The organism is Aeromicrobium sp. EU05-FHT14F07 (genome assembly GCF_058790455.1).
The window spans coordinates 228807-251412 of sequence record NZ_JBYTCR010000003.1 but is presented as its reverse complement, the minus strand read 5'-3'; the positions used below and the strand labels follow the sequence as shown (position 1 = coordinate 251412).

Here is a 22606-nt window from a genome sequence, read left to right as displayed (position 1 = left end):
ACATCTCCACTAAGCCGGGAGGTCCTCCCCTTTCACAACCCCGTGTCACCAACGTGCCTGCCAAGTACAACTAGGGCGGGCGGCGTCGACCAGGGGAGGCCGAGCATGCAGGTACGTCACGCCACGCCGCACGATCTCGCGTGGGCGCACGAGCTGCGGCACCGCGTGTACGCGGAGGAGCTGGGTCAGCACCCGGTGCAGCCCGAGGGGGTCCTGCGCGACGCGCTCGACGACAGCAACGTCTACCTCGTCGCGGCCGACGAGGAGGGCCCCGCAGGGTTCGTCAGCCTGACCCCGCCGTGGGTCGGTCGCTACTCCCTCGACAAGTACGTGGACCGCCGCGAGCTCCTCGACCGCGTCGACTCCCTGCTCGCGGCGCTGGCTCTCGCCCTGGTGCTGGGTGCCTGAGCGGGCGGGTCAGTCCTCGTCCTCCTTGGCGGACGACGTGAGCCCGGCCTTGACGATGTAGATCAGCAGCCCGGAGGAGATGACGAGGAAGCCCATCACCCACAGCGGTGCCCACTTCTGCGACGGGTCGTCCTCCACGTCGGTCACGGTGACGTCGTCCTGGGAGCCCGGCGTCGAGCTGGTGCCCGAGGTGCCCGCGCCGTCGCTCGACGGCTTGACGGTGAAGGGGATCTCGCCGCTGACCGCGTGCCCGTCGGCCGACACGACGCGGTAGACCACCCGGTAGGAGCCGGCCGCGGCCTCCCCCGGGCGGACCCCGACGAGCACGCGACGTCCGGCCACCGTCACGTCGCCGTCGTCGAGACGGGTGCCCGACGAGCTCAGCACGCGCAGCGCGGCGCCGCTGCCCACGTCCTCGCTGAGCGTGATCGACACCGTCTCGGGCAAGGCCGTGAGCGCGGCACCGTCCTGCGGGTCCGACGACTCGACCGACGCGTGGGCCAGGGCGGGCGACGGGGCGGCGAGCAGGGCGACGGTCGCGACGAGACCGAGGACGAACGAGCGCACGGGTGACCTCCTGGGGCGACCGCAGGATGCGGTCGACGGCTACGACGCATCGTAGTAGCCGCCCGCTAGAGGCCGACCGGAGGCGCGGTCGTCGTCGACGGCCTCTCCCTCGCCTCAGTCCGGCGGGCCGTCGTCGCCCCGGGTCGGATCCCACAGGCCGACCGCGGAGCCGGCCCTGAGCTGGTCGCTGTAGACGTCGACCTTCCACTCGATCAGTGCACGGGAGTCCTCGAGCGCCCTGATCTGGGCCTTGACGCGGCGGAGATGCTCTTCGAGGATCTCGAGCCGCTCGCCCTCGTTGCCGGGCCCACGCCTGACCAGTGCCGCGAGCCGGGTGAGGTCTGCGAGCGGCATCCCGGACTCACGGAGCTTGACGCAGTGGTGGAGCCACTCGACGTCCACGGCGGTGTACGCGCGGCGGCCTCCGGAGGTGCGCCCCACGGGACCGACCAGCAGGTCCTGCCGCTCGTAGTAGCGCAACGCGTGGACGCTGAGCCCCGTGCGAGCGGCGACCTCACCGATCGTGAACGTGTCGTGCTGCTGCGCCATGGTGCTCCCGTCGACGACATCAGTCCTTGATCTAGAGTCCGCTCTAGATCCTAGTCTCGCGTCATGACCACTGATCTGCAGAGACCTCTCCACTCAGGATTCGGCGCGGCGTCCACGGCTGAGGACGTGATGGACGGCGTGGACCTCCATGGCAGGACGGCGCTGGTCACGGGCGGGTACTCGGGCCTGGGGCTCGAGACCACCCGGGCGCTGGCGAGGGCCGGGGCACGAGTGTGGGTGCCGGCGCGTCGTCCGGAGCTCGCACGCGAACGGCTGCACGGGCTCGAGGGCGTCACCGTGCTCCCGATGGACCTGGCAGACCTGGCGAGCGTGCGCGCGGCGTGCACGCAGCTCGTCGGATCCGTCGCGCGTCTGGACGTCCTGGTCGCCGCTGCCGGGGTGATGGCGTCACCGGAGCGGCGCGTCGGCCCGGGGTGGGAGAGTCAGTTCGCGACCAACCATCTCGGCCACTTCCTCCTCGTCGACCTGCTGCTCCCGCTGCTGTCCAGGGCGAACGGCGCGCGCGTGGTGTCCTACTCCTCCGCGGGGCACCACCTGTCCGACATCCGGTGGGACGACCTGAACTTCGACGGCGGGTACGACAAGTGGCTGGCCTACGGGCAGTCCAAGACCGCCAACGTGCTCTTCGCCCGGCACCTCGACGCCATCGCGAGCGGCCGAGGCGTGCGCGCGTTCTCCCTGCACCCGGGCAGCATCTTCACCGAGCTCCAGCGCGACGTCAGCGCTGCCGAAGGTGTCGCTCTGGGGTGGACCGACATCGCGGGGAACGTCATCGCCCCTGGACTCAAGACACCCAGCCAGGGCGCGGCGACCGGGCTGTGGGCGGCTACGTTGCCCCTCCTGGAGGACCGTGGAGGGGTGTACTGCGAGGACTGCGACATCGCACTCCCTGCCAGCCCGGACGGGTCCATGCACGACGGCGGCGTCCGGGAGTACGCCGTCGACCCTGCCAGCGCAGAACGACTCTGGGAGGTGTCGGCCCGCCTCACCCGGTAGCCGTCCTCCGCGCTCCCCCTCGACGGGGTCGCCAGCAGCGCCCATCGGCGTTATCATCGGCGAATGACGATCAATCACCACAGCGGCGACGGCCACCGGGCCCGGGCGCACGACGCGTCGCGCGGGCACGAGGGTCACCGCCACGTCGAGCTCACCGGGGCCGACGGCACGGTCGTGGCCGCCCGGCTGTTCCACGGCCTGGCCGATCCCGGCCGGCTGCGCATCCTGCGCCACCTGCAGCTCGGCGAGCACCGGGTGGTCGACCTCACCGCGCACCTCGGGCTGGCCCAGTCGACCGTCTCCGCGCACGTCGCCTGCCTGCGCGACTGCGGCCTGCTCGACGTCCGGCACGAGGGCCGCTCCTCGTACTACCGGCTCGCCCACCCCGAGGCGACGGACGAGCTGCTCGCCACCGGAGCCCGCCTGGTCGGGCTCGCCGCACCGGAGGAGGTCGGCTGATGGGCCACGGGCACGGGCACGGCGGACCGGCCAGCCAGCGGCACCGCGGACGCCTCGCGGTGGTCTTCGTGCTCGTCGCCGCGTTCTTCGTCGTCGAGCTGGTGTACGGCCTGCTCGCGTCGTCGCTCGCCCTCCTCTCGGACGCGGGCCACATGGCCGCCGACGTCGTGACGCTCGGCGCCGCGCTCGCCGCCACCCGGATCGCGACCCGCACCGACCGCTCGGGACGACGCACGTTCGGCTCCTACCGGGCGGAGGTCTTCGCCTCCGGGTTCGCCGTGCTGGTGATGCTCGGCGTCTCGGTCTACGTCGTCGTGGAGGCCGTGTCGCGGATCGGCTCGCAGGTGGAGGTGCAGACCGGTCCGATGATCGTCGTCGGCGTCCTCGGGCTCCTCGTCAACGTCGTCTCGCTCGTGCTGCTGAACGCAGGGGCGGGTGAGTCGCTGGTCGTGCGCGGCGCCTACCTCGAGGTCGTGGCCGACGCCGCGGGATCGGTCGGCGTCATCGTCGCCGGCGTGCTGGTCGCCACCACCGGCTCGGCGTGGTGGGACACCGTCGTGGCGCTGGCGATCGGCGTGTTCGTCGCTGTCCGCGCCGTGGTGCTCGCCCGCCAGGTGCTCGCGGTCCTCGGGCAGCACGTGCCGGAGGGCATGGACGTTGACGCCGTCGTCGCCGACCTGCGCGCCGTCGACGGTGTCGACGACGTGCACGACCTTCACGTCTGGGTGCTCACGTCGGGCATGAACGTCGCGACGGCGCACCTCGTGGCCGCCGGCGCGAGCACCGGCCCCGCCGCTCTCGACCGCGTGCTCGCCGACGCCCGCGCGGTGCTGCGCGATCGGCACCACGTCGAGCACGCCACCCTCCAGGTGGAGGGCTGCCGCGCGCCGGAGTGCCACAGCGTCGACTGGTGACGGTGCCGGCGTCCTACGGAAACAACGTCCGGGAGTACCGAGGTCGCTGCCGGTCGGGTCGGCCGTCGCGCCGCGGCGTGCGACGGTCGTGAGGTCGGGCGGTGTGGTCTCGCCTCCGGGATCGTGGACGAGACTCCCAACCGCACCGCCCGACGCCCATCGGGCCCGGCGCCTTCCGCCGGGCCCGGTGTCGTGGTCAGGGCCAGGGGTTCTTGACGCACCCCTGCAGGCCCTTGCTCTGCTGCAGCATCACCGGAGCCTTCGCGCCCGGTGCCGGGCACCCGACGTGGTACTTGCCGAGCGCGTGCCCGACCTCGTGGTTGACCAGGTAGGTGCGGTAGCCCGACAGGTCGTCGCCGTAGTACGTCACGCCGCGCACCCACCGCTTGACGTTCAGCACGACGCGGTCGCCGCTGCGGCACGACACCTCGCCGCGCGTGAGCAGGGGCGCGCACAGGCGGTCGACCGTGTCGGGGCTCGCGAGCATCACGCGCACGTCGGGGTCGCGTGCCACCTGCGTGAACGACCAGCCGTCGGTCCGCCAGCCGCGCTCGTGACCCAGCACGCGGGCGACGTCGCGGGCGAACGTCTCACGGTCCTGCAGCAGGCCCTTCTCGACCTCGACCGTGTAGGTGCGGTCGCGCCCGCCGCCCGACCCGGCCACGTCGACGACGGGGGCCGTGCGGAAGGTGCCGGCTCCCGCCTGCGGGAAGGTCGTGGGCTCGACCTCGTCCGCCGTGCGGGCGGGCCTCGGCGAGCGGGGCGACGCCGACGCGGACGGCGTGACGGTGGGCAGCGCGGCCTCGGCGCCCCAGGTCGTGGCGGTGTCCTCCGTGGCCACCCGCTCCTGGGGCGACGGACGGACGGCCGACAGGACCACCACGACGAGCGTCACGAGCAGGGAGCCGGCGAGCGCAGCGGCACGCCCGCGGCGGACCGTGCGGGCACGGGAGACCCGGTGCCGTCCGGCGACGTCGGGGCCGGGGCGACGCGGGGGTCCGGGCTCGCTCTGCGTCACCCGTCCAGCCTACGCGGGGATACGCTGGCCGCGTCGGCTGCCGCGAGGCGGCCAGCCACCGCAGCAGGAGGGCCGGACGACCATGAGCAACACCGAGACCTCGCCCGACGAGATGGTGTGCGGCGCCGAGGCACCGGCCGGTCTGCAGGTCCTCACGCCGCGTGACGTGCCGCTCGGCGGGCCACGGGCGATGACGGTGCGCCGCACGCTCCCCCAGCGCGAGCGGTCGCTCGTCGGCGCGTGGTGCTTCCTCGACCACTACGGTCCCGACGACGTGTCCGAGACCGGCGGCATGGACGTCCCCCCGCACCCGCACACGGGACTGCAGACGGTCAGCTGGCTGTTCTCGGGCACCGTCGAGCACCGCGACAGCGCCGGCTTCCACGCCGACGTGCGGCCCGGCGAGCTCAACCTCATGACGTCGGGGCGCGGGATCAGCCACTCCGAGCGGTCCACCGCCGACACCACGGTGCTGCACGGCGCGCAGCTCTGGGTGGCGTTGCCGCAGCACGCGCGGTTCGTCGACAAGACCTTCGAGCACTACGCCCCGCCGACCGTCGACGGCGGCACCGACCAGGGACGGTGGGCGGCGCAGGTGTTCCTCGGCAGCCTGCTGGGCTCGACCTCGCCCGTCGTCACCCACACGCCGCTGCTCGGCGCGGAGCTGCGGCTCGACCGCGGCACCGTCCTCGAGCTCGACGTCGACCCGACCTTCGAGCACGGCGTCCTCGTCGACACGGGTGCGGTGCTGGCCGACGCCGACCCCGTCGCGAAGGACGAGCTCGGCTACCTGCCGCCGGGCCGCGACCGCATCACCCTGAGGGCGACGCAGGACAGCCGGGTGCTGCTCATCGGCGGACCGCCCTTCGGCGAGCAGATCGTCATGTGGTGGAACTTCGTCGGTCGCAGCCACGACGACGTCGTCGAGTACCGCGCCGCCTGGCAGGCCGAGATCGAGGGCAAGCAGGCCGGCGACGCCTCGGACGGTCCGTTCGGCCTGCCCGTGGGCGATCCCGAGGCCCCGCTGCCGGCACCTGCGCTGCCGAACGCCCGCATCCGACCTCGCGGCTGACCGCGAGCCCGACGAGAGGAACCCCGATGAGCCTGCCCCCCACCGAGCACCGGGACGACGAGGGACGCGTCGTCGTCGTGCGTCACGCCCCGGAGCAGCACCGCTACGAGCTCCTCGACGACGGCACCGTCATCGGCCACGCCGACTACCGCGACCTCGAGGGTCACGGGGCCGGCGCGCAGCGCGACTTCCTGCACACCGAGGTCGACGAGGCCTACGGCGGACGCGGGCTCGCGTCGGTGCTCGTCGCCTACGCCCTCGACGACGTCCGCGCGTCGGGGCTGCGGATCGTGCCGCACTGCCCGTACGTCGCGAGCTGGCTCCGCAAGCACGAGGGCCGGTTCGACGACCTCGTCGACTGGCCCGCCTGACCGCGCCGGTCCGACCGGCTCAGCGCCCCCCGCGCGAGCTCGGGCACGACCTCCACGAGACGTCGTAGCGCGGACGCACGGAGGCGCTGGCCGCCTCCTACGCAAAGCCACTCCTCTGGAGACGGAGCACGTTGGCCGCGCCCTAGGCTCAGGACATCATCGTTCGCGCGGGTGCGACCCGACCCGCCCGCAGAGTGGAAGGCCCCGGGGCATGAAGAGCTTGGACGACCACGTCGGCGTCCTCGCCGTCGCCGCGGTCACCTGCCTGTGTCTCAGCCTCTTCGCCAGCCGTGACGTCGCGAGCGGCGCCTACATCTTGACGGGAACCCTGACCGTCTACTTCCTGATCTTGTTCGTCCGACGACGCCGGAGAGCGGAGGCAGAGGCCTCCTCGTCGTAGGGGATGCGGCCGGACCACGACGGGTTCGCCGCGTCGGCGTCGGCGTCCTGGTGAGGAGGCGTGGGCGACCACCGAGGGGCAGTGGACGAAAGCCGCCATGGAGGACGCCGCGAGCAGGTGACCCCTGCTCTCTTCCACGTACGGCAGGGCCGCACGGAAGAAGCGCCAGACGCCCGTCAGGCCGATGCCGATGAGGCACTCGAAGACTGCTGGCTCCGGCGACGTGATCGAGCTGCCGTCACGGTCTGTCCGCTCAACGCCCTGAGCGCAGCGGCGGAACGGCCGGCCGCTCACCGGGGGGAAGACCTCCGTCGCACACGGCCTCGCCTCGGGGTGGAGCCTGGGCGTGCACCTACGCACGGACGACTTCTGGCACGGGATCGTGTCCGGTCTCGTACCGCCGTACGAGACCGCTGCGGCAGTGAACCGTCGTGATGGTCGACCGGCCCCACGTCGGCAGGTGGATCACCGGTCGAGGGTCGAGGGTCGAGGGAGGACCATACGACCGCGTCAGGAGGATCGACTCGACCGATGGCGACCGGGTGTCTCCGGGCGAGCGGTCGGTCGGTGGCTGATCGAGGACTGGAACCGGATGAGGTAACCGTCAGGGTCGGTGACGAGGAACTGTCGAACGCCCGCTTCGGTGTGTTCGTCGATGCGGTACCACGTCGTCTCAGGTTGCATGACGATCGCGGCATCGGCGCCGCGCAGGGCGGTGAGGATGGGGGTGAGGTTCCGGACGCTGATCTGGAAGTTGATTCCTCGCCCACGAGGTGGTTCCAAGGGTGCGGTGATCCAGTTTCGGCCCCTGCCTTGCTGCTCGAGCATGAGGTGAGCCAACCCCAGCGTGATGTAAGCGAAGCCCTCCTCAGGGCGTTGATAGGCGATCTGAAACCCGCAGAGTCCGCACCAGAAGTCGATGCTTCTCGTGACATCGCTGACCAGCAGCTCAGGCACCAGGGCGGGGTCGGGGGTCGCGCTGCTCACGCGTCGATCCTCGCAGACGATCGAGGAGCGCAGCCAGAGTGAGACGGGACGGCACCGTCTCCACGGGACCGCTGGTGTTCAGTCCCAGTTGCACTCGTGGAACGGCAGGTAGATCGGGTTGGTGACGTAGCTCCAGGGCTGGTTGGAGCGCCACGCCTCCAGATCCCAGGTGTCGCCACCATGGCCCGTGACGTCAGCGAACCGGTCGTGGCACGCCATCTGCTTGTACAGCGACTCTCCCTGGTCGTCACTCAGCCCCTTCGGGTAGGGGACGCAGCTCCAGATCTCGTTCCAGAACCTCGGCTCGTCGTCCTGAGCGTCGGTGTACGCGGCCGCTGTGGGACGGATCGAGACCGACTGGCGACCGTTCGTGAGATTGCGGAAGACCTCGACCTCCTCGGCCCATGGGCCTGAGCACGACGCCCGGTAGACGACGCACTCGCTCGTGCAGCCAGGCTTGTTCTCGTCGCCCGTGCCGGGATACCACGCGAGGGTGGCGTTCTGGTACGCCTGTGTCTTCCCGCCACCGGAGATGGAGAACTCATCGCTCGTGGGATAGCCGAACGAGCCACCCTCGTAACCGAACTGACCCCAGAGCTCTCCGATCCGGCCCCAGACGGCGAAGGCCCCCGCGTCGGGATTCCAGTAGAGGGTGCCGCCCTCGTACTCCTGCCGTTTGCCGACGCCGTCGGGGTTGGTGAACTCATCGGCCTTCGGATACCCCAGCGCGCCGCGCTCCCAGCCCAGCTGTCCCCACTTCTTGCCGATCTCACCCCACACGGCGTGGGCACCGGTTGCGGAGGTCCAGTAGATCGTGCCGCCGGCGAAGGTGGTGAAACGTCCGCGGCCATCCGGCGTGCGTTTCTCGCCGGACTGCGGGCAGCCGAGCTTGCTCTCCCACGCGCGATTCGGATTCGGAGCCATCGCCCGGTACTTCGCCTCGATCGCTCCGAGCACCGGGTACCCGCAGTACGTTCCGTCGGCCTGCGCCGCCGGCGCGGCCCCCACGAGCCCGACCAGAAGCGCGACGACGCCCGTCAGACTGGTCGCCAGCAGGCGCAGGCCCGGCCGCCGCATCGAAATGGACTGGCTCAGCACGGTGATTCCCCCGAGTCTCGACATGCCCGTCAGTCCCCGCACCATCCGGGGCCCGCCTTGTCGGTCGAGACGTACCCGCCGAGGTCCGGCGAGTGGTAGCGCCCGTTCACGATCGTGTCGCGGTAGAAGTTCGTGCACGGAGCCAACCAGCCGTAGTACGCCTCACCGTTGGGTGTGGCGAACAGCCTCGTCGAACCCGTGGAGTTGACGTGCACCTTGTGCAGGTCGGCAGTCGCGGCCGGCGATGCCGCTCGAGACTCGTGGACCGGTGCAGCCGTCGACGGCGCCGAGACGGCCAGCGCCAGGCTCGCGGTGAGCGTCGCGGCCGACAGTCCGAGTCCGAGTGTCTTGCCCGTGATGCGTCGCTTCATGAGATCCCCCTCGATCAATGATGCTGTCGACGCTCCGCCTGGGACCGCCCACTGTCAACGGTCACTCCCGATTTCCATGTCGGATGAGGTCGAACACCCCAGACCGGGCCACCCCGTGTGGCTCAGGACCCAGGCTCGGCGGCGGACCACGGGTCGAGGCGACGGGTGAGACCGTGCGCCTGGACGAGGTTTCTCTGAACAGTCTTTCGGCCCGAGCGTTCTCAGGTCTCGGCGATCTCGCGTCGGACGTCGTCCATCGAGCGGCCGCGGAAGCGGCGGAAGCTGTAGACGATGGTCGCCAGCGCGATCAGCCCCGACACGATGAGCGTCGCCCCCGTGCCCCAGCCGCCGAGCAGCCACCACGAGTCGCGCAGCGGCCACCAGTCGGGCGCGGGCGGCTGCAGGCCCCACACCACGCCGAGGCCGACCAGCCAGACGACGCCGGCCAGCGAGGCGAGGATGCGCGGCCACGTCTGCACGCCCTGGGCGGCCGTGCGCAGGGCAGCGTCCTTGACCGGCTCCACGCGACGCCGTGCCCAGTCATAGCGCTGGGACAGCAGGGCGAGCCCGCCGAACAGCAGAAGCAGGCCAGGCCCGGGCAGGAAGATGGCGGCGATGCCGAGCAGGACCATGAGCCAGCCGAGGATCTCCAGCGCGATGGTCTTGCCGTGGTGGATGACGCCCATGTCGTCCTCTCGTCGTCGGTCGCCAGAGCCTACCGAGCGAGGGGAAACAGCGGTCAACGCTTCTTCAGGACCAGCTGCGCGACGTAGATGATCGCCAGGATGACGAGGATGATCAGGAGGATGCGCATGGTGGGACCCTTCGCCGGACGCGCGGGTCGCGTCGGTGCCTGAACGGTAGGTCCGGCGGCACCCGTCCGCACCCCGAGCAGGTGTCCGCACGACCCGATAGCGTCGTGGTGTCCGCACGTCAGCACCAGGAGGACCGCATGCCGCAGACCGTCAAGGCCGTCGTCGCCCGCAGCAAGGGTGCGCCCGTCACCGTCGAGGACATCGTCGTCCCCGACCCGGGCCCCGGGGAGGCGGTGGTCGCGGTCCAGGCCTGCGGCGTCTGCCACACCGACCTCCACTACCGCGAGGGCGGCATCAACGACGAGTTCCCGTTCCTGCTCGGCCACGAGGCGGCCGGCGTCGTGGAGTCCGTGGGCGAGGGCGTCACCGAAGTGGCACCGGGCGACTTCGTCGTCCTGAACTGGCGTGCCGTGTGCGGCGACTGTCGCGCGTGCCGGCGCGGACGCCCGCAGTACTGCTTCGCCACCTTCAACGCCGAGCAGAAGATGACGCTGGTCGACGGCACGGAGCTCTCCCCCGCGCTCGGCATCGGCGCCTTCGCCGAGAAGACCCTCGTCGCCGCCGGGCAGTGCACCAAGGTCGACCCCGAGGCGGACCCGGCCGCGGTCGGTCTTCTCGGCTGCGGCGTGATGGCCGGCATCGGCGCCGCCATCAACACCGGCGGCGTGGGTCGCGGTGACTCGGTCGCGGTCATCGGCTGCGGCGGCGTCGGCATCGCCGCGGTGGCCGGAGCCCGGCTCGCCGGCGCGGCGAAGATCATCGCCGTCGACCTCGACCCGCGCAAGCTCGAGCAGGCCAGGGCCCTGGGCGCCACGCACGTCGTGGACGCGTCGAAGGACGACGTCGTCGAGACCATCCAGGAGCTCACCGACACCTTCGGCGCCGACGTCGTCATCGAGGCGGTCGGCCGTCCCGAGACGTGGGAGCAGGCGTTCTACGCCCGCGACCTCGCCGGCACCGTGGTCCTCGTCGGCGTGCCCACCCCCGACATGAAGATCCCCGAGGTGCCGCTCATCGACGTGTTCGGTCGCGGCGGGTCCCTCAAGTCCAGCTGGTACGGCGACTGCCTGCCGAGCCGGGACTTCCCGATGCTGGTCGACCTCTACCGACAGGGTCGGCTCGACCTCGACGCGTTCGTCACCGAGCGCATCGGGATCAACGACGTCGAGGCGGCGTTCGACAAGATGCACGACGGCGACGTCCTGCGCTCGGTGGTGGTGCTCTGATGGCCCCGGCAGCGCGGGTGCAGAAGGTCGTCACGTCGGGGCAGTTCGAGCTCGACGGCGGCAGCTGGGACGTCGACAACAACGTGTGGCTCGTCGGTGACGACAGCGAGGTCGTGGTGGTCGACGCCCCGCACGACGCCGACGCGATCGCCGCGGCGATCGACGGACGCACGGTGCTGGCCATCGTGCTCACGCACGGTCACAACGACCACCTCAACGCCTCGGTGCGGCTGCGCGAGCTGACCGGTGCGCCGATCTGGTTCCCGCCCGCGGACACCATGCTCTGGGAGGCCGAGCACGGACAGGAGAGCACGCCCGACCACGACCTCGTCGACGGCACCACCTTCTCGGTGGCCGGCACCACGCTGCGGGCCATCGCGACACCGGGCCACTCCCCGGGCAGCACGTGCCTCTACGCCGAGGACCTCGGCGTGCTGTTCAGCGGCGACACCCTGTTCCAGGGCGGTCCGGGCGCGACCGGGCGCAGCTACTCCAGCTTCGAGACGATCGTCGACTCCATCCGCGACCACCTGCTGACGCTGCCCGACGACACGGTCGTGCACACCGGCCACGGCGACGACACGCGCATCGGCGACGAGGCTCCCCATCTGCAGGAGTGGATCGACCGGGGGCACTAGGCACGTCCTGCCCGGCTCTCAGCGGTCGAGGGTGCGCGCTCCCGGCCAGTCACGGAGGGCCACGTCGACGGCATCGACCACCCGGTGCCAGCTGGTCTCGGCTGCGGGGTCGCTGTGGTCGAAGGCACCCGAGGCCTGCAGGCTGACGAAGCCGTGCACGGCCGCGCCGACGAGCCGCGTCGCGTGCACACGCTCCTCCTCCGGGACGGGATACCCCCGGAGCACGGCCGCGAGCAGCGCGCTGTGCCGCCTCCCGGCCTCCACGGCAGGCGTGTCGGGCCCGACCCGGCGCCGGCTCGCCGCGTACCGGCCGGGGTGCTGCAGCGCGTACGTCCGGTAGGCGTCCGCGAGCGCGACGAGGGCGTCGTGGCCGGACCGGCCCGCGAGGGCCTCGGCGCCGCGGTCGGCCAGCTCCTCCAGCGCCAAGGTGGTGACCCCGTCGAGCAGTGCCTCGGCACCCGCGACGTGGGCGTAGAGGCTGGGCGTCCGCACCCCGACGGAGCGCGCGACGGCCGAGGGCGTCACCGCGTCGAGACCGTCACGGTCGGCAAGGTCGGCGGCGGCCGCCAGGACGGCGCGGGTCGAGAGTCCGGCTCGGGGCACGCCGCGATCGTAGCAGCATGACTTCTGGGGTAAGGTCAATGCCTAAGTGTGTTAGGAAGAGCATTCTTCCCCTGATGAAGGAGTGACCGTGCAGCCGCTCGACCCGCGCCAGGTGCGCGCCAGCATCGTCAACAGCTCGCGGAGCAAGGTCGCGACGATGACGTTGCCCGCCCCGTGGCCGCCGGACCGTCTCGACGAGCGCGACTACCTCGGCTGGATCGACCCGAAGGCGCCGCTGCGGGCCTACGTGGTGCTCGGGGAGGAGATCGTCGACGAGCCGGTCGGCGTGGAGCTGCGGCTGGCCGACTCGACGGGACCGGCGCGCACCACGCTGTGCGACTGGTGCCGCACCGACGACGGCACGTCGACCGCCCGGCTCGTGGTGGCGCGACGCGCCGGGCCCCGCGGTCGCGCCGGGGACACGGTCGGCCAGTACGTCTGCGGCGACCTCGCCTGCTGGATGCGGGTGCGCCGACCGCTCAAGGCGCACGAGAAGTCGGTGACCGGCGCGCCCGACCTGCGCGTCGACGACCTGCGTCGTCGCGTGCTGGAGTTCGTCGACCGGGTGCGGGCTGCCTGAGGTTCAGCCGCGACGCAGCAGCACGATGCCCACGACGGCTGCCACGGCGGCTCCGGCGAGGATCGCGATGCGACCCTTGTCGGCCTCGGCGACGGCCTCCTGGGCCCGTCCCTTCACGTCGAGCTTGTCGCCGAGGGCGTCGACCGTCTCGGCGAGGTGCTCCCGGGTCGCGTCGATCTCGGCCTCGAGGCGGGCGCGGTCGCTCATGGGTGCTCTCCCTTCGCGGCGGCCACGTCGGCCTGCACGCTCTCGACCCGGGCGGCCGGCGCCTGGGTCACCTTCGTGACGTTCCGCTTGCCCACGAGGGCGGCGACCCCGGCGACCGCGAACAGCACGACGGCCACGATGAGCGCGGCCAGCCACGGGTCGGTGACGTTCGCCAGTCCGAGCACGGCCGCGCTGATCAGCACGCCCAGCCCGTACAGGGCGATCACGCCCGCGGCGCCGAACAGTCCCGCGCCGGCGCCGACGCGCTTGCCGGCCTGGGCGAGGTCGTCCTTCGCGAGCTGCATCTCGGCACGGATCAGCGTCGAGATGTCCTCGGTGGCCTGCGCGATGAGCCGCCCGGTCGACTCGTCCGAGGGGGAGGTCACGGGCGCCTCGTGCGCGGCTCGGCGAGGTCGGCGGCCGTCGGCGGGTTGTTCGCCGGTCGTGCCGAGGTGACCTCGGTGTCGGCCTCGGCGAGCGCGGCGTCGACGTCGTAGGACGCGTCGGCGGGGTCGGTCGAGACGCGTGCGTCGTCGGAGCCGTGACCCTTGACGACGTCGGCCACCTTGGAGCCCGCGGCGCTGGCGGCGGACGAGGCCGCGTCAGCGGCGGCCGAGCCGGCCGCGCTCGCGGCGCTCTTGGCGGCGTCGGCCGCGTGGTCGACACCGCTTTGGACGGTCGGTGAGTTCCAGACCTTCTGGGTCTGGGTGCGGATCTGGTCGTAGCGCTCGCGGCCGGCGCGCGTGCCCAGCACGTAGCCGGCCACTCCAGCAGCCGCGATGAACAGCTTGTTCACGTCAGGTTCCCCTTCGCAGACGACTCCACCATGGTGGAACACACAGAGGTCCACAGCATCCCGGGAGTCGCCGCGTCCCGCAACCGCAGGCAGGGATCACGCGGCCGGCGGGCGTCCCGGCGGTGTCATGGCCCACCGGATCGACCGCGTGACCACCTCGCCGCCGATCCGGACGGCGCTCGCCTCTGCCGCCGGCAGGTAGGGCAGACGCAGCGGCCACCGCGTCCAGCGCGGCATGAGCCCGACGGCTGCCGCCGCGAGCACGCCGTACGGGACGCGGACGGCGAGCGGCACGGGAGGGTGCACCAGCAGGTAGCGCGCCGTGCGCCGTGCGGCCGCCGTGCTCGCGAGCTCGGGACGGAAGGCCGCGATCGCCGCGTCGAGCTCCGCGACCGTCGTGGGCACGTCGCTGGCGCCGAGCTCACGCGCGACGACGGCCGCCTCCGCCAGGTAGGCGTCGCGGCCGGCGTCGTCCAGCGGACGACGGCCGTACCGGTCGTGCGCCCGCAGGAAGCTGTCGACCTCGGCCACGTGCACCCACCGCAGCAGGTGCGGGTCCGACGCCCGGTAGGGGCGGCCGTCCGGCGCGACCCCGGTGATCGTCTCGTGCACGGCCCGCACGCCCCGGATGGCGCGCGCGGCGTCGGCGTCGGTGCCGAACGTCGTCAAGGCGAGGAAGCCGCTCGTGCGCTGGAGCCGGCCCCACGGGTCGCCGCGGAAGCCCGAGTTCTGGTCCACCGCGGCCATCGCCAGCGGGTGCAGCGACTGCAGCAGCAGCGCGCGGATGCCGCCGACGAACATCGACGCGTCGCCGTGCACCCTCGCGATCGCCGAGTCGGGCCCGAAACGTCGGGGCCCGGGGGCGAACATGATCCGCTCCCGCCGCTGCGGTCCCTCGTCACCCGCCACCCGGGCGAAGATCATCCGCCCCAGCCGGTCGCGCACGTCGAGGTCCATGCCCCCAGTCTCGCCGAGCTGACGAAGTTCGCACGGGAATCTCTCGTCCGCCCGGAAAGCTCCCCAGGCTAACCGCAGGAAACCGTGCGCGGTGAGAGATTCCCAGGTCGACCTGGGAATCTCCCTGCAGGTCAGCTGTGCACGGGAATCTTCGATAGGCCCGGAAAGCGTTCCGGGCGAACCGCGGGAAACCGTGCCTGTGGGAGATTCCCAGGTCGACCTGGGAATCTCCCACAGGGTCAGGGCGTCGGGGTGGCGCGCCGGCGGCGCTGCTCGGCCGGGTCGGGCACGGGGACGGCGGCGATCAGGCGCTGCGTGTACGCCTCCTGCGGGCGCCGCAGGACGTCCTCGCGCGGGCCCTCCTCCACGAGCCGACCGTGCTGCAGCACGGCCACCCGGTTCGCGAGCGAGTCGACGACGGCGAGGTCGTGGCTGATGAACAGGCACGCGAACCCGACCCGCTGCTGCAGCTCCGCGAACAGCTCGAGCACCGTCGCCTGCACCGAGACGTCGAGCGCCGACGTCGGCTCGTCCGCGATGAGCAGGTCCGGGTCGAGCGCGATCGCACGGGCCAGGCTGACCCGCTGCCGCTGGCCGCCGGACAGCTCATGACCGAAGCGCGCCGCGTACGACGCCGGCAGCTGCACCGACTCCAGCAGCGACGCCACCTTCGCGTCCACCTGCGCCGCCGACAGGTCCGTCTGCACCCGCAGCGGCTCGGCGATGCAGTCGCCGATGCTCATCCGCGGGTTCAGCGACGACGCCGGGTCCTGGAACACGAAGCCGAAGCGCGAGCGCAACGGACGCAGCCGCGCGTCCGACAACCCCGACACCACCGTGCCCGACACCGAGACCGTGCCGCTCGTCGGCTGCTGCAGCCCCACGGCCGTGCGACCGATCGTCGACTTGCCCGACCCCGACTCCCCGACCAGGCCGAGCACCTCGCCGCGACGCACCTGCAGCGACACGTGGTCGACCGCCGTGAACGCCGGCTGCCCGAGCCGCCCGGCGAACTCCACCACGAGGTCGTCGACGTCGAGCACCACCTCGCTCGACGGGTCGACCGGCTCCGGACCGTCCTCGCGGCCGAGGTGGGGCACCGCGTCGAGCAGCGCCCGCGTGTACGGGTGCCGCGGCTCGGCGAACAGCCGGTCCACCGGTGCCGTCTCCACCAGGCGGCCGCGGTACATGACGACCACCCGGTCGGCCACGTCGGCCACCACGCCCATGTTGTGGGTGATCAGCACGATCGCCGTCCCCAGCCGGTCCCGCAGGCTCAGCAGCAGGTCGAGGATCTGCGCCTGCACCGTCACGTCGAGCGCCGTCGTCGGCTCGTCGGCCACGATCACGTCCGGGTCGCAGGCGATCGCCATCGCGATCACCACCCGCTGCTTCTGCCCGCCCGACAGCTGGTGCGGGTAGTAGTCCACCCGCTGCTCCGGGTCGGGCAGCCCGACGAGCTCCAGCAGCTCCACCGCACGGGCCCGCGCCTCCTTCGCGCTCACCGACCGGTGCGCGCGGATGCCCTGCACGATCTGCCAGCCCACCGTGCGCACCGGGTCGAGCGCCGTCGACGGCTCTTGGAAGACCATCGACACCTCGTCGCCGCGCACGCCCCGCAGGGTCCGCGCACTCGCACCGACGAGCTCGCGGTCTGTGCTGCTTCGCCGCCCGTCGCCCGGCACCCCCGCCGGGCCGGTCTGCCGCCCCTCGCCCGACCGCAGCACCGCCGACCCCTCAACCGACGCGGTCGAGGGCAGCAGCCCGAGCACGGCGCGAGCCGTCACCGACTTGCCCGAGCCCGACTCGCCGACCACGGCGAGCACCTCGCCCGGCGCGACGTCGAACGACAGGTCGCGCACGGCACGCACCCGGCCCGCGTCGGTGCTGAACGACACCGAGAGGTCCGACAACGACAGCACCGCGGCGCGTCGCACGTCGGTCGGCACGTCCTCGGCGACCGTCGCGGCCGCGTCGTCGTCGAGCTGGATCTCGCTCTCGGTCCCGTCACCGGCGCGCGTGCGCAGCAACGGGTTGAGCACGTCGTTCAGGCTCTCGCCCACGAGCGTCACGCCGAGCACGACCAGCACGATCGCCAGGCCCGGGAACACGCCGGTCCACCAGATCCCGTTCGTCGCGTCCGGCAGCGCCTTGTTCAGGTCGTAGCCCCACTCCGCCGCCGCCGTCGGCTCGATGCCGAAGCCGAGGAAGCCCAGGCCCGCGAGCGTCAGGATCGCCTCGGACGCGTTGAGCGTGCCGATGATCGGCAGGTTCTGGGCCACGTTGCTGAACACGTGCCGGAACATGATGCGCGGGGTCCGCACCCCGACCACCCGCGCTGCATCGACATAGGGCTCGGTCTTCACCGACAGCGTCGCGTTGCGGATGACCCGGAAGTACTGCGGCACGAAGATCACGGTGATCGACAGCGCCGCCGACATGATGCCGCCGAAGGCCCCGCTCGACCCGCCCGACAGCACGATCGAGACGACGATCGCCAGCAGCAGCGACGGGAACGCGTACAGCGCGTCCATGACCAGCACCAGCACGCGGTCCAGCGCGCCGCCGACGTACCCCGACACGAGGCCCAGCGGCACGCCAACCACGCTCGAGAGCACCACGGCCAGCGCGATGACGATCATCGCCGTCCGCGTGCCGTACACGACGCGCGAGAACACGTCGGTCCCGCCGACGGTCGTGCCGAACCAGTGCGCCGCGGACGGCGGCTGCTGCGCGCCGAACACGACGCCGTCGCTCGTGCGGTCGGCGTCGAAGCCGTACGGGGCGATCCACGGCGCGAGGACCGCGACGACGACGAACAGCAGCACCAGGCCGAAGCCCAGCAGCAGCATGAACCGCTGCAGCCCGTGGCTCTGCCGCACGACCCCGGGCACCAGACGCTGCACCCCTGCGCGCGCCATCAGAACCTCACCCTCGGGTCGACGAGCGCGACGATGACGTCGATCACGAAGCTCGCCACGCACACCACGAGCGCGATCACCGTGACGATGCCCTGCACGGCCAGGAAGTCGCGGGCCTTCAGGTACTCCGCGAGGGCGTAGCCGATGCCCTTCCACTCGAACGTCGTCTCCGTCAGCACCGCGCCGGCCAGGAGCATCGCGACCTGCATGCCCATCACCGTCACGACGGGCACGAGGGCGTTGCGGAACGCGACCTTGCGGACCACGCGACCCTCGGCCATGCCGCGGGCCCGCGCCGCCGTCACGTACTCGGCGCGCATCGTCTGCAGCAGGTTGATGCGCACGAGGCGCAGGAACACGCCACCGGTCAGCAGGCCCAGGGCGAGAGCGGGCAGCAGCGCGTACTGCAGCACCTCCAGCACGTAGCGCGGGTCGCCCCACAGGATCGCGTCGACGAGCAGGATGTTGGTGCGCGGATGGACCTGCTCGAGCGTCAGGAGCGTCGAGGTCGACGCCCGCCCCGACGACGGCCAGCCGAACGGCGTGAACGCCAGCTTCAGCAGCAGACCCACGAAGAACACCGGCGCGGCGTACGCGACGATCGCGAACAGCCGCAGGGCCACGTCGGGCAGCCGGTCGCGGTAGCGCGCGGCCAGCCGACCCAGCGGCACGCCGACGACGAACGCCACGACCAGCGCGTAGAACGACAGCTCCAGGGTGGCCGCCCCGTTGACGCGCAGCACCTCCGAGATCGGCTGGTTGTCGGTCAGGGACCGACCGAAGTCGCCGTGCAGCAGACCTGAGAGGTACTCCCAGTACTGCACCAGGAGCGGTCGGTCGAGCCCGGCCTCGGCCTTGCGCTCGGCGATCTGCTCGGGCGTCAGGCGTCCGCCCTGCGCGGCCGTGATCGGGTCGCCGATCACCCGCAGCAGCACGAACACGAGGGTGACGAGCACCCAGATCATCGGGACGACGAGCGCCAGCCGGACGAGCAGGTAGCGCGCGAGCGGCGGCAGGCCCCGGCGCGAGCCCGACGGCGCGGCCGGGACGGGAGTGGGCGGCTCGCCGGCAGCGAGCACCTCGGCGGAAGACATGGAGCTCCTCAGGAGTGGAGGGAGGTCGGACGGGCGGGCACGCGAGAGGGGGTGGGTCCGCCGGACCCACCCCCTCCTCCTGCGTCAGCCCTTCGACAGGGACGAGAAGCGGAACTTGAACGAGGCGTCGAGCGTGTCGTCCACGCCCTCGACGTCGTCCCCGGAGACCGCCACCTGCGAGCCGGTGAGCAGCGGCAGGATCGGCACCTGCTGCGCCACCCGCTCCTGCACCTCGCCGAGCGTCTTCGCCCGCGCCGCGGCGTCGGACTGGGTGCGCTCGGTGTCGAGCAGCTTCGTCGTCGTCTTGTCCTCGTAGTGCGACTGGAGGAAGTTGTTCGGCGCGAAGAACGGCGTCAGGTAGTTGTCCGGGTCCGGGAAGTCCGGGAACCAGCCGAGCTGGTACATCGGGTAGGCGTCCTTGACCCGCTCCTCGGAGTACGTCGTCCACTCCGTCGACTGCAGGTTCACCGTGAACAGCTTCGTCGCCTCGAGCTGACGCTTGACCATCGCGTACTCCTGGTCGGAGTTCGAGCCGTAGTGGTCCGGGTTGTACTGCAGGTTCAGCTCGACCGGGGTGGCCACGCCCGCCTCGTCGAGGAACGCCTTCGCCTTGTCGACGTCGGGCTTCTCGCCGTAGAGCTCCTTGAACGGCTCGGTCGCCGCCGTCTGGCCCTCCGGCACCGCCGAGTAGGCCGGCGTGTAGGTGCCCTTGTAGACCTGCTCGGCCAGCTCGTCGCGGTCGATCGAGCTCGCGACGGCCTGACGGATCGCCGTCTTCTGGGCGTCGTCGTCACCGGGCATGGTCTTGAGGTTGAAGACGATGTAGCGCAGCTCGCCGCCGTCGCCCTGGTGGACGGTGACGCCGTCGGCCTTCTCCAGGCTGGCGATGTCGGTCGGGGTCAGCGAGCGCCACGCGACGTCGATCTTGCCGTTCTGGACGTCGAGCTTCAGGTTGTTGGCGTCGGCGTAGTAGGTCAGCGTGACGGCGTCGTTCTTCGGCGTGCCGAACGCGCCGTCGTAGTTCTTGTTCCGGGTGAACTCGGCCAGCTCGTTCTTCTTGTAGCTGCCGATCGTGTACGGACCGGAGAAGCCCTGGGCCTTCACGGCCGCCGCGTCGTCGAGCACCTTGTCGGCCGGGTAGGTCTCCTCGTCGACGATCGGGCCCGCCGACGTCGCCAGCACCTGCGGGAACGTGACGTCGTTCGGCGCGGCGAGGGTGAACACGACGGTCGAGTCGTCGCGGGCCTCGACCTTCTTCATGGCGCCGAGCAGCGAGGCCGGCCCGTTGGGGTCGTTGATGTCGACGATCCGCTGGAAGGAGAACGCGACGTCGGACGCGGTCAGCTCGTTGCCGTTCGCGAACGTCAGGCCGTCCTTGACGGTGCAGACGTACTCGGTCGGCGTCTCGAAGTCGCAGGATTCCGCGGCGTCGGGCGTCAGGTCCGTGCTCCCCGCGGGGAAGTTCATCAGGTACTGGTACGCCTGCGTCTGGACCTGCGTGGAGCCGTTGTCGTAGGAGCCGGCCGGGTCGATCGACACGACCTTGTCGGTCGTGCCGACGAGGATGCCGGCGTCCGCGTCGCCGGTGTTCCCGGCGCCGCAGGCCGCGAGCGCCAGGCCGGCGAGAGTCGTGGCAGCCACGGCGGCCGCCCCCCGATGGATGTGCATGCGCTGCCTTCCTGAGCAGGTGTGACCGGGCCGTCGAGGGCCCGGGCGTCGTGTGCTGGCACGCTAGTCGCGTCCGAGGGTGACGAGAACCCCCGCGCAGGTTGCGTTTCGGTGACGACCGCGCGGTTCGGCGTCATGGTCCGCGCCGTCGTGACTCGTGTCTCTCGTGTCCATCCGGTTCTCGCCAACTCGCCCCACGGAGCCGGCCCCGCACCTATCCTCGCTCCGGAGGGAGTCGTCCATGCGTGAGTCCGGAGTCGGGGCCGAGCGTCAGAGCCACCTGCTCGACGCGGTGGTCGGGCTGTCCCAGGACCTGTCCTTCGACAACGTGCTGCAGCGCATCGTCGACTCCGCGAGCGAGCTGGTCGGCGCCACCTACGGCTTCCTCGGCGTGCTCGACTCGCCGTCGTCGCACCGCATGGGCACCTTCGCCGTGCACGGCCTGGACCAGGAGCACCAGGACCTCATCGGCCGGCTGCCGGAGGGCAAGGGACTGCTGGGCCTCCTGATCGACCACCCCGAGCCGCTGCGGCTCGACCAGCTCGGCGACCACGCCGACAGCATCGGCTTCCCCCGCCTCCACCCGGCGATGACGTCGTTCCTCGGCGTGCCCATCCGGGTGCACGACACCGTCTTCGGCAACCTCTACCTCACCGACAAGATCGGCGGCGGCGGCTTCACGGCGGAGGACCAGGAGGTCGCGGTCACCATCGCGGCGGCCGCCGGCGTCGTCGTCGAGAACGTGCGCCTCTACGAGGAGAGCGAGCGGCAGCGTCGCTGGCTGAGGGCCACCACGGAGGTGGCCAACGCCCTGCTGCGGCCCATCTCGCGCCAGGCGGCCAGCCAGCTCATCGTCGACCGGATCTGCGAGGTCTCCGAGGCCGGCGCCGCCGCGCTCGTCGTGCCGAGCGAGGAGCACCTGTTCGTCGTGGCCGCGTCCACCGGCATCGAGCCCGACCCGAGCGGGCACCACGTCGACATCCCCTTCCTGCGCGAGGTCGTCCGCACCCACGCACCGGTCGTCCTCGACGACGTCCTCGACGACACCCGCATCGACGACGAGACGCTGGCGGCGTTCCCCGGCCTGCAGGCCGTCCAGGCGCACCCCCTGCACTTCGACGACGGCACCGCCGTGATCGTCATGGGCTGGTTCGCCGGTCAGCCGCCGTCGTCCTGGACCCTGGACCCCGAGCTGCCCTACGGCTTCACCCAGCAGGCCGCCCTCGTCATGCAGGTCGTCCGCGCGCGCGAGTCGCAGGCCAAGCTCGCGATCCTCGAGGACCGCGAGCGGATCGGTCGCGACCTGCACGACCTCGTCATCCAGCGGCTGTTCGCGATCGGCCTGTCCCTCGACAGCATCTCCTCCTCGGTGACGCCGGCGGTCGGTGAGCGGCTGTCCGACGCCGTCGACGGTCTCGACCAGACCATCAAGGAGATCCGGCGCACGATCTTCGACCTCAGCTCGCCTTCGGTGCCCGCCAACCTGCGGCTCGAGATCGACGCGATCGTCGGCGAGGCGGAGCGGATGCTCGGCTACCGCCCGGTCGTCGACACGCACGGACCCGTCGAGAGCGTCGTGCCCGACATCGTGGGCGAGCAGCTCACCGCCGTGCTCAAGGAGATGCTGTCGAACATCGTCCGGCACTCCCACGCCGGCGAGGTGACCATCGACCTCGACGTCACCGACGGCATCGTGCTCACCGTCACCGACGACGGCCTCGGCCTCGACCCCGAGCAGCCCTTCGGCAACGGTCTGCGCAACATGCGCCACCGCGCCCAGAACCTCGGCGGCACCTGCGAGTTCTCCGAGCCCTCGCACGGCGGTCTGCAGATACGCTGGAGCGTCCCCCAGGAGATGTCGTGACGTCCG

At 71.6% G+C, this 22606-nt stretch carries 26 protein-coding genes; 11 read left to right on the top strand and 15 right to left on the bottom strand.

The annotated features are described in order from the left end of the window. The first annotated feature begins 105 nt into the window (after positions 1-105). Complete coding sequence (locus AC3WRM_RS05065) at positions 106-408, top strand: hypothetical protein (protein WP_492247327.1); 303 nt, start codon at positions 106-108, stop codon at positions 406-408. A 9-nt stretch (positions 409-417) separates the two neighbouring features. Here the strand turns inward: AC3WRM_RS05065 and AC3WRM_RS05060 are convergent, their stop codons facing one another. Further along, positions 418-975, bottom strand: a complete 558-nt coding sequence (locus tag AC3WRM_RS05060; RefSeq protein WP_492247328.1) for a copper resistance CopC family protein — start codon at positions 973-975, stop codon at positions 418-420. A gap of 114 nt (positions 976-1089) precedes the next feature. Further along, a complete protein-coding gene (locus tag AC3WRM_RS05055) occupies positions 1090-1524 on the bottom strand; it encodes a MerR family transcriptional regulator (protein ID WP_492247329.1) in 435 nt (144 codons plus the stop codon). Positions 1525-1587: 63 nt separating this feature from the next. Between AC3WRM_RS05055 and AC3WRM_RS05050 the strand changes: the two genes are divergently transcribed. The 3 genes from AC3WRM_RS05050 to AC3WRM_RS05040 all read left to right on the top strand — a co-directional run bounded on the left by AC3WRM_RS05050 (position 1588) and on the right by AC3WRM_RS05040 (position 3914). Next, the gene (locus tag AC3WRM_RS05050) at positions 1588-2541 is read left to right on the top strand and encodes an oxidoreductase (RefSeq protein ID WP_492247330.1); all 954 of its coding nucleotides are present in this window, start codon (positions 1588-1590) and stop codon (positions 2539-2541) included. Positions 2542-2604: 63 nt separating this feature from the next. Further along, a complete protein-coding gene (locus AC3WRM_RS05045) occupies positions 2605-3000 on the top strand; it encodes an ArsR/SmtB family transcription factor (RefSeq protein WP_492247331.1) in 396 nt (131 codons plus the stop codon). Further along, a complete protein-coding gene (locus AC3WRM_RS05040; protein WP_492247332.1) occupies positions 3000-3914 on the top strand; it encodes a cation diffusion facilitator family transporter in 915 nt (304 codons plus the stop codon). The genes AC3WRM_RS05045 and AC3WRM_RS05040 overlap by 1 nt, the downstream gene beginning before the upstream one ends. Before the next feature lie 196 nt (positions 3915-4110). Here the strand turns inward: AC3WRM_RS05040 and AC3WRM_RS05035 are convergent, their stop codons facing one another. Further along, entirely contained in the window at positions 4111-4932 is an 822-nt protein-coding gene (locus AC3WRM_RS05035) for a DUF3152 domain-containing protein (protein ID WP_492247333.1), read from the bottom strand. Positions 4933-5014: 82 nt separating this feature from the next. Between AC3WRM_RS05035 and AC3WRM_RS05030 the strand changes: the two genes are divergently transcribed. The 3 genes from AC3WRM_RS05030 (at position 5015) to AC3WRM_RS05020 (ending at position 6775) form a co-directional block, all read left to right on the top strand. After that, the gene (locus tag AC3WRM_RS05030) at positions 5015-6004 is read left to right on the top strand and encodes a pirin family protein (RefSeq protein WP_492247334.1); all 990 of its coding nucleotides are present in this window, start codon (positions 5015-5017) and stop codon (positions 6002-6004) included. Positions 6005-6030: 26 nt separating this feature from the next. Further along, complete coding sequence (locus tag AC3WRM_RS05025) at positions 6031-6375, top strand: GNAT family N-acetyltransferase (RefSeq protein ID WP_492247335.1); 345 nt, start codon at positions 6031-6033, stop codon at positions 6373-6375. Positions 6376-6586: 211 nt separating this feature from the next. Then, positions 6587-6775, top strand: coding sequence for a hypothetical protein (locus AC3WRM_RS05020; protein ID WP_492247336.1), 189 nt, complete (start codon positions 6587-6589; stop codon positions 6773-6775). Between the two features lie 510 nt (positions 6776-7285). On the opposite strand, the gene AC3WRM_RS05015 is transcribed toward AC3WRM_RS05020, so the two are convergent. From AC3WRM_RS05015 to AC3WRM_RS05000, 4 genes are all read right to left on the bottom strand, one after another. After that, on the bottom strand, positions 7286-7762 hold the full coding sequence (locus tag AC3WRM_RS05015; RefSeq protein WP_492247337.1) for a bleomycin resistance protein: 477 nt from the start codon (positions 7760-7762) through the stop codon (positions 7286-7288). A gap of 78 nt (positions 7763-7840) precedes the next feature. Then, entirely contained in the window at positions 7841-8860 is a 1020-nt protein-coding gene (locus tag AC3WRM_RS05010; protein WP_492247338.1) for an LGFP repeat-containing protein, read from the bottom strand. Positions 8861-8889: 29 nt separating this feature from the next. Next, a complete protein-coding gene (locus tag AC3WRM_RS05005) occupies positions 8890-9231 on the bottom strand; it encodes a hypothetical protein (protein WP_492247339.1) in 342 nt (113 codons plus the stop codon). Positions 9232-9452: 221 nt separating this feature from the next. Then, positions 9453-9917, bottom strand: a complete 465-nt coding sequence (locus tag AC3WRM_RS05000) for a PGPGW domain-containing protein (protein ID WP_492247340.1) — start codon at positions 9915-9917, stop codon at positions 9453-9455. Between the two features lie 266 nt (positions 9918-10183). Between AC3WRM_RS05000 and AC3WRM_RS04995 the strand changes: the two genes are divergently transcribed. Together AC3WRM_RS04995 and AC3WRM_RS04990 are read left to right on the top strand one after the other, a co-directional pair. Then, complete coding sequence (locus tag AC3WRM_RS04995) at positions 10184-11272, top strand: S-(hydroxymethyl)mycothiol dehydrogenase (RefSeq protein ID WP_492247341.1); 1089 nt, start codon at positions 10184-10186, stop codon at positions 11270-11272. Further along, positions 11272-11910, top strand: a complete 639-nt coding sequence (locus AC3WRM_RS04990) for an MBL fold metallo-hydrolase (protein WP_492247342.1) — start codon at positions 11272-11274, stop codon at positions 11908-11910. Before AC3WRM_RS04995 ends, AC3WRM_RS04990 begins: the two co-directional genes overlap by 1 nt. Before the next feature lie 18 nt (positions 11911-11928). Here the strand turns inward: AC3WRM_RS04990 and AC3WRM_RS04985 are convergent, their stop codons facing one another. Then, on the bottom strand, positions 11929-12513 hold the full coding sequence (locus AC3WRM_RS04985) for a TetR-like C-terminal domain-containing protein (RefSeq protein ID WP_492247343.1): 585 nt from the start codon (positions 12511-12513) through the stop codon (positions 11929-11931). A gap of 88 nt (positions 12514-12601) precedes the next feature. On the opposite strand from AC3WRM_RS04985, the gene AC3WRM_RS04980 reads away from it, so the two are divergent. Then, positions 12602-13093, top strand: a complete 492-nt coding sequence (locus AC3WRM_RS04980) for an FBP domain-containing protein (protein WP_492247344.1) — start codon at positions 12602-12604, stop codon at positions 13091-13093. A gap of 3 nt (positions 13094-13096) precedes the next feature. Here AC3WRM_RS04980 and AC3WRM_RS04975 read toward each other — a convergent pair whose 3' ends face one another. From AC3WRM_RS04975 to AC3WRM_RS04945, 7 genes are all read right to left on the bottom strand, one after another. Next, positions 13097-13300: a DUF3618 domain-containing protein gene (locus AC3WRM_RS04975; RefSeq protein WP_253022277.1), complete on the bottom strand. Its 204-nt coding sequence runs from the start codon at positions 13298-13300 to the stop codon at positions 13097-13099. Further along, positions 13297-13686, bottom strand: a complete 390-nt coding sequence (locus tag AC3WRM_RS04970) for a phage holin family protein (protein ID WP_492247345.1) — start codon at positions 13684-13686, stop codon at positions 13297-13299. Before AC3WRM_RS04970 ends, AC3WRM_RS04975 begins: the two co-directional genes overlap by 4 nt. Next, positions 13683-14096, bottom strand: coding sequence for a hypothetical protein (locus AC3WRM_RS04965; protein WP_492247346.1), 414 nt, complete (start codon positions 14094-14096; stop codon positions 13683-13685). Before AC3WRM_RS04965 ends, AC3WRM_RS04970 begins: the two co-directional genes overlap by 4 nt. A gap of 96 nt (positions 14097-14192) precedes the next feature. Next, positions 14193-15053, bottom strand: coding sequence for an oxygenase MpaB family protein (locus AC3WRM_RS04960; protein WP_492247347.1), 861 nt, complete (start codon positions 15051-15053; stop codon positions 14193-14195). A gap of 239 nt (positions 15054-15292) precedes the next feature. Beyond that, positions 15293-17974 (bottom strand): dipeptide ABC transporter ATP-binding protein, encoded by a 2682-nt coding sequence (locus tag AC3WRM_RS04955; protein WP_492247348.1) that lies wholly within the window; start codon positions 17972-17974, stop codon positions 15293-15295. Then, the gene (locus AC3WRM_RS04950) at positions 17974-19068 is read right to left on the bottom strand and encodes an ABC transporter permease (RefSeq protein WP_492247349.1); all 1095 of its coding nucleotides are present in this window, start codon (positions 19066-19068) and stop codon (positions 17974-17976) included. The genes AC3WRM_RS04955 and AC3WRM_RS04950 overlap by 1 nt, the downstream gene beginning before the upstream one ends. 84 nt (positions 19069-19152) lie before the next feature. Then, positions 19153-20736: an ABC transporter substrate-binding protein gene (locus AC3WRM_RS04945; protein WP_492247350.1), complete on the bottom strand. Its 1584-nt coding sequence runs from the start codon at positions 20734-20736 to the stop codon at positions 19153-19155. A 241-nt stretch (positions 20737-20977) separates the two neighbouring features. On the opposite strand from AC3WRM_RS04945, the gene AC3WRM_RS04940 reads away from it, so the two are divergent. Then, positions 20978-22600, top strand: coding sequence for a GAF domain-containing sensor histidine kinase (locus tag AC3WRM_RS04940; RefSeq protein ID WP_492247351.1), 1623 nt, complete (start codon positions 20978-20980; stop codon positions 22598-22600). Positions 22601-22606 lie beyond the last annotated feature (6 nt).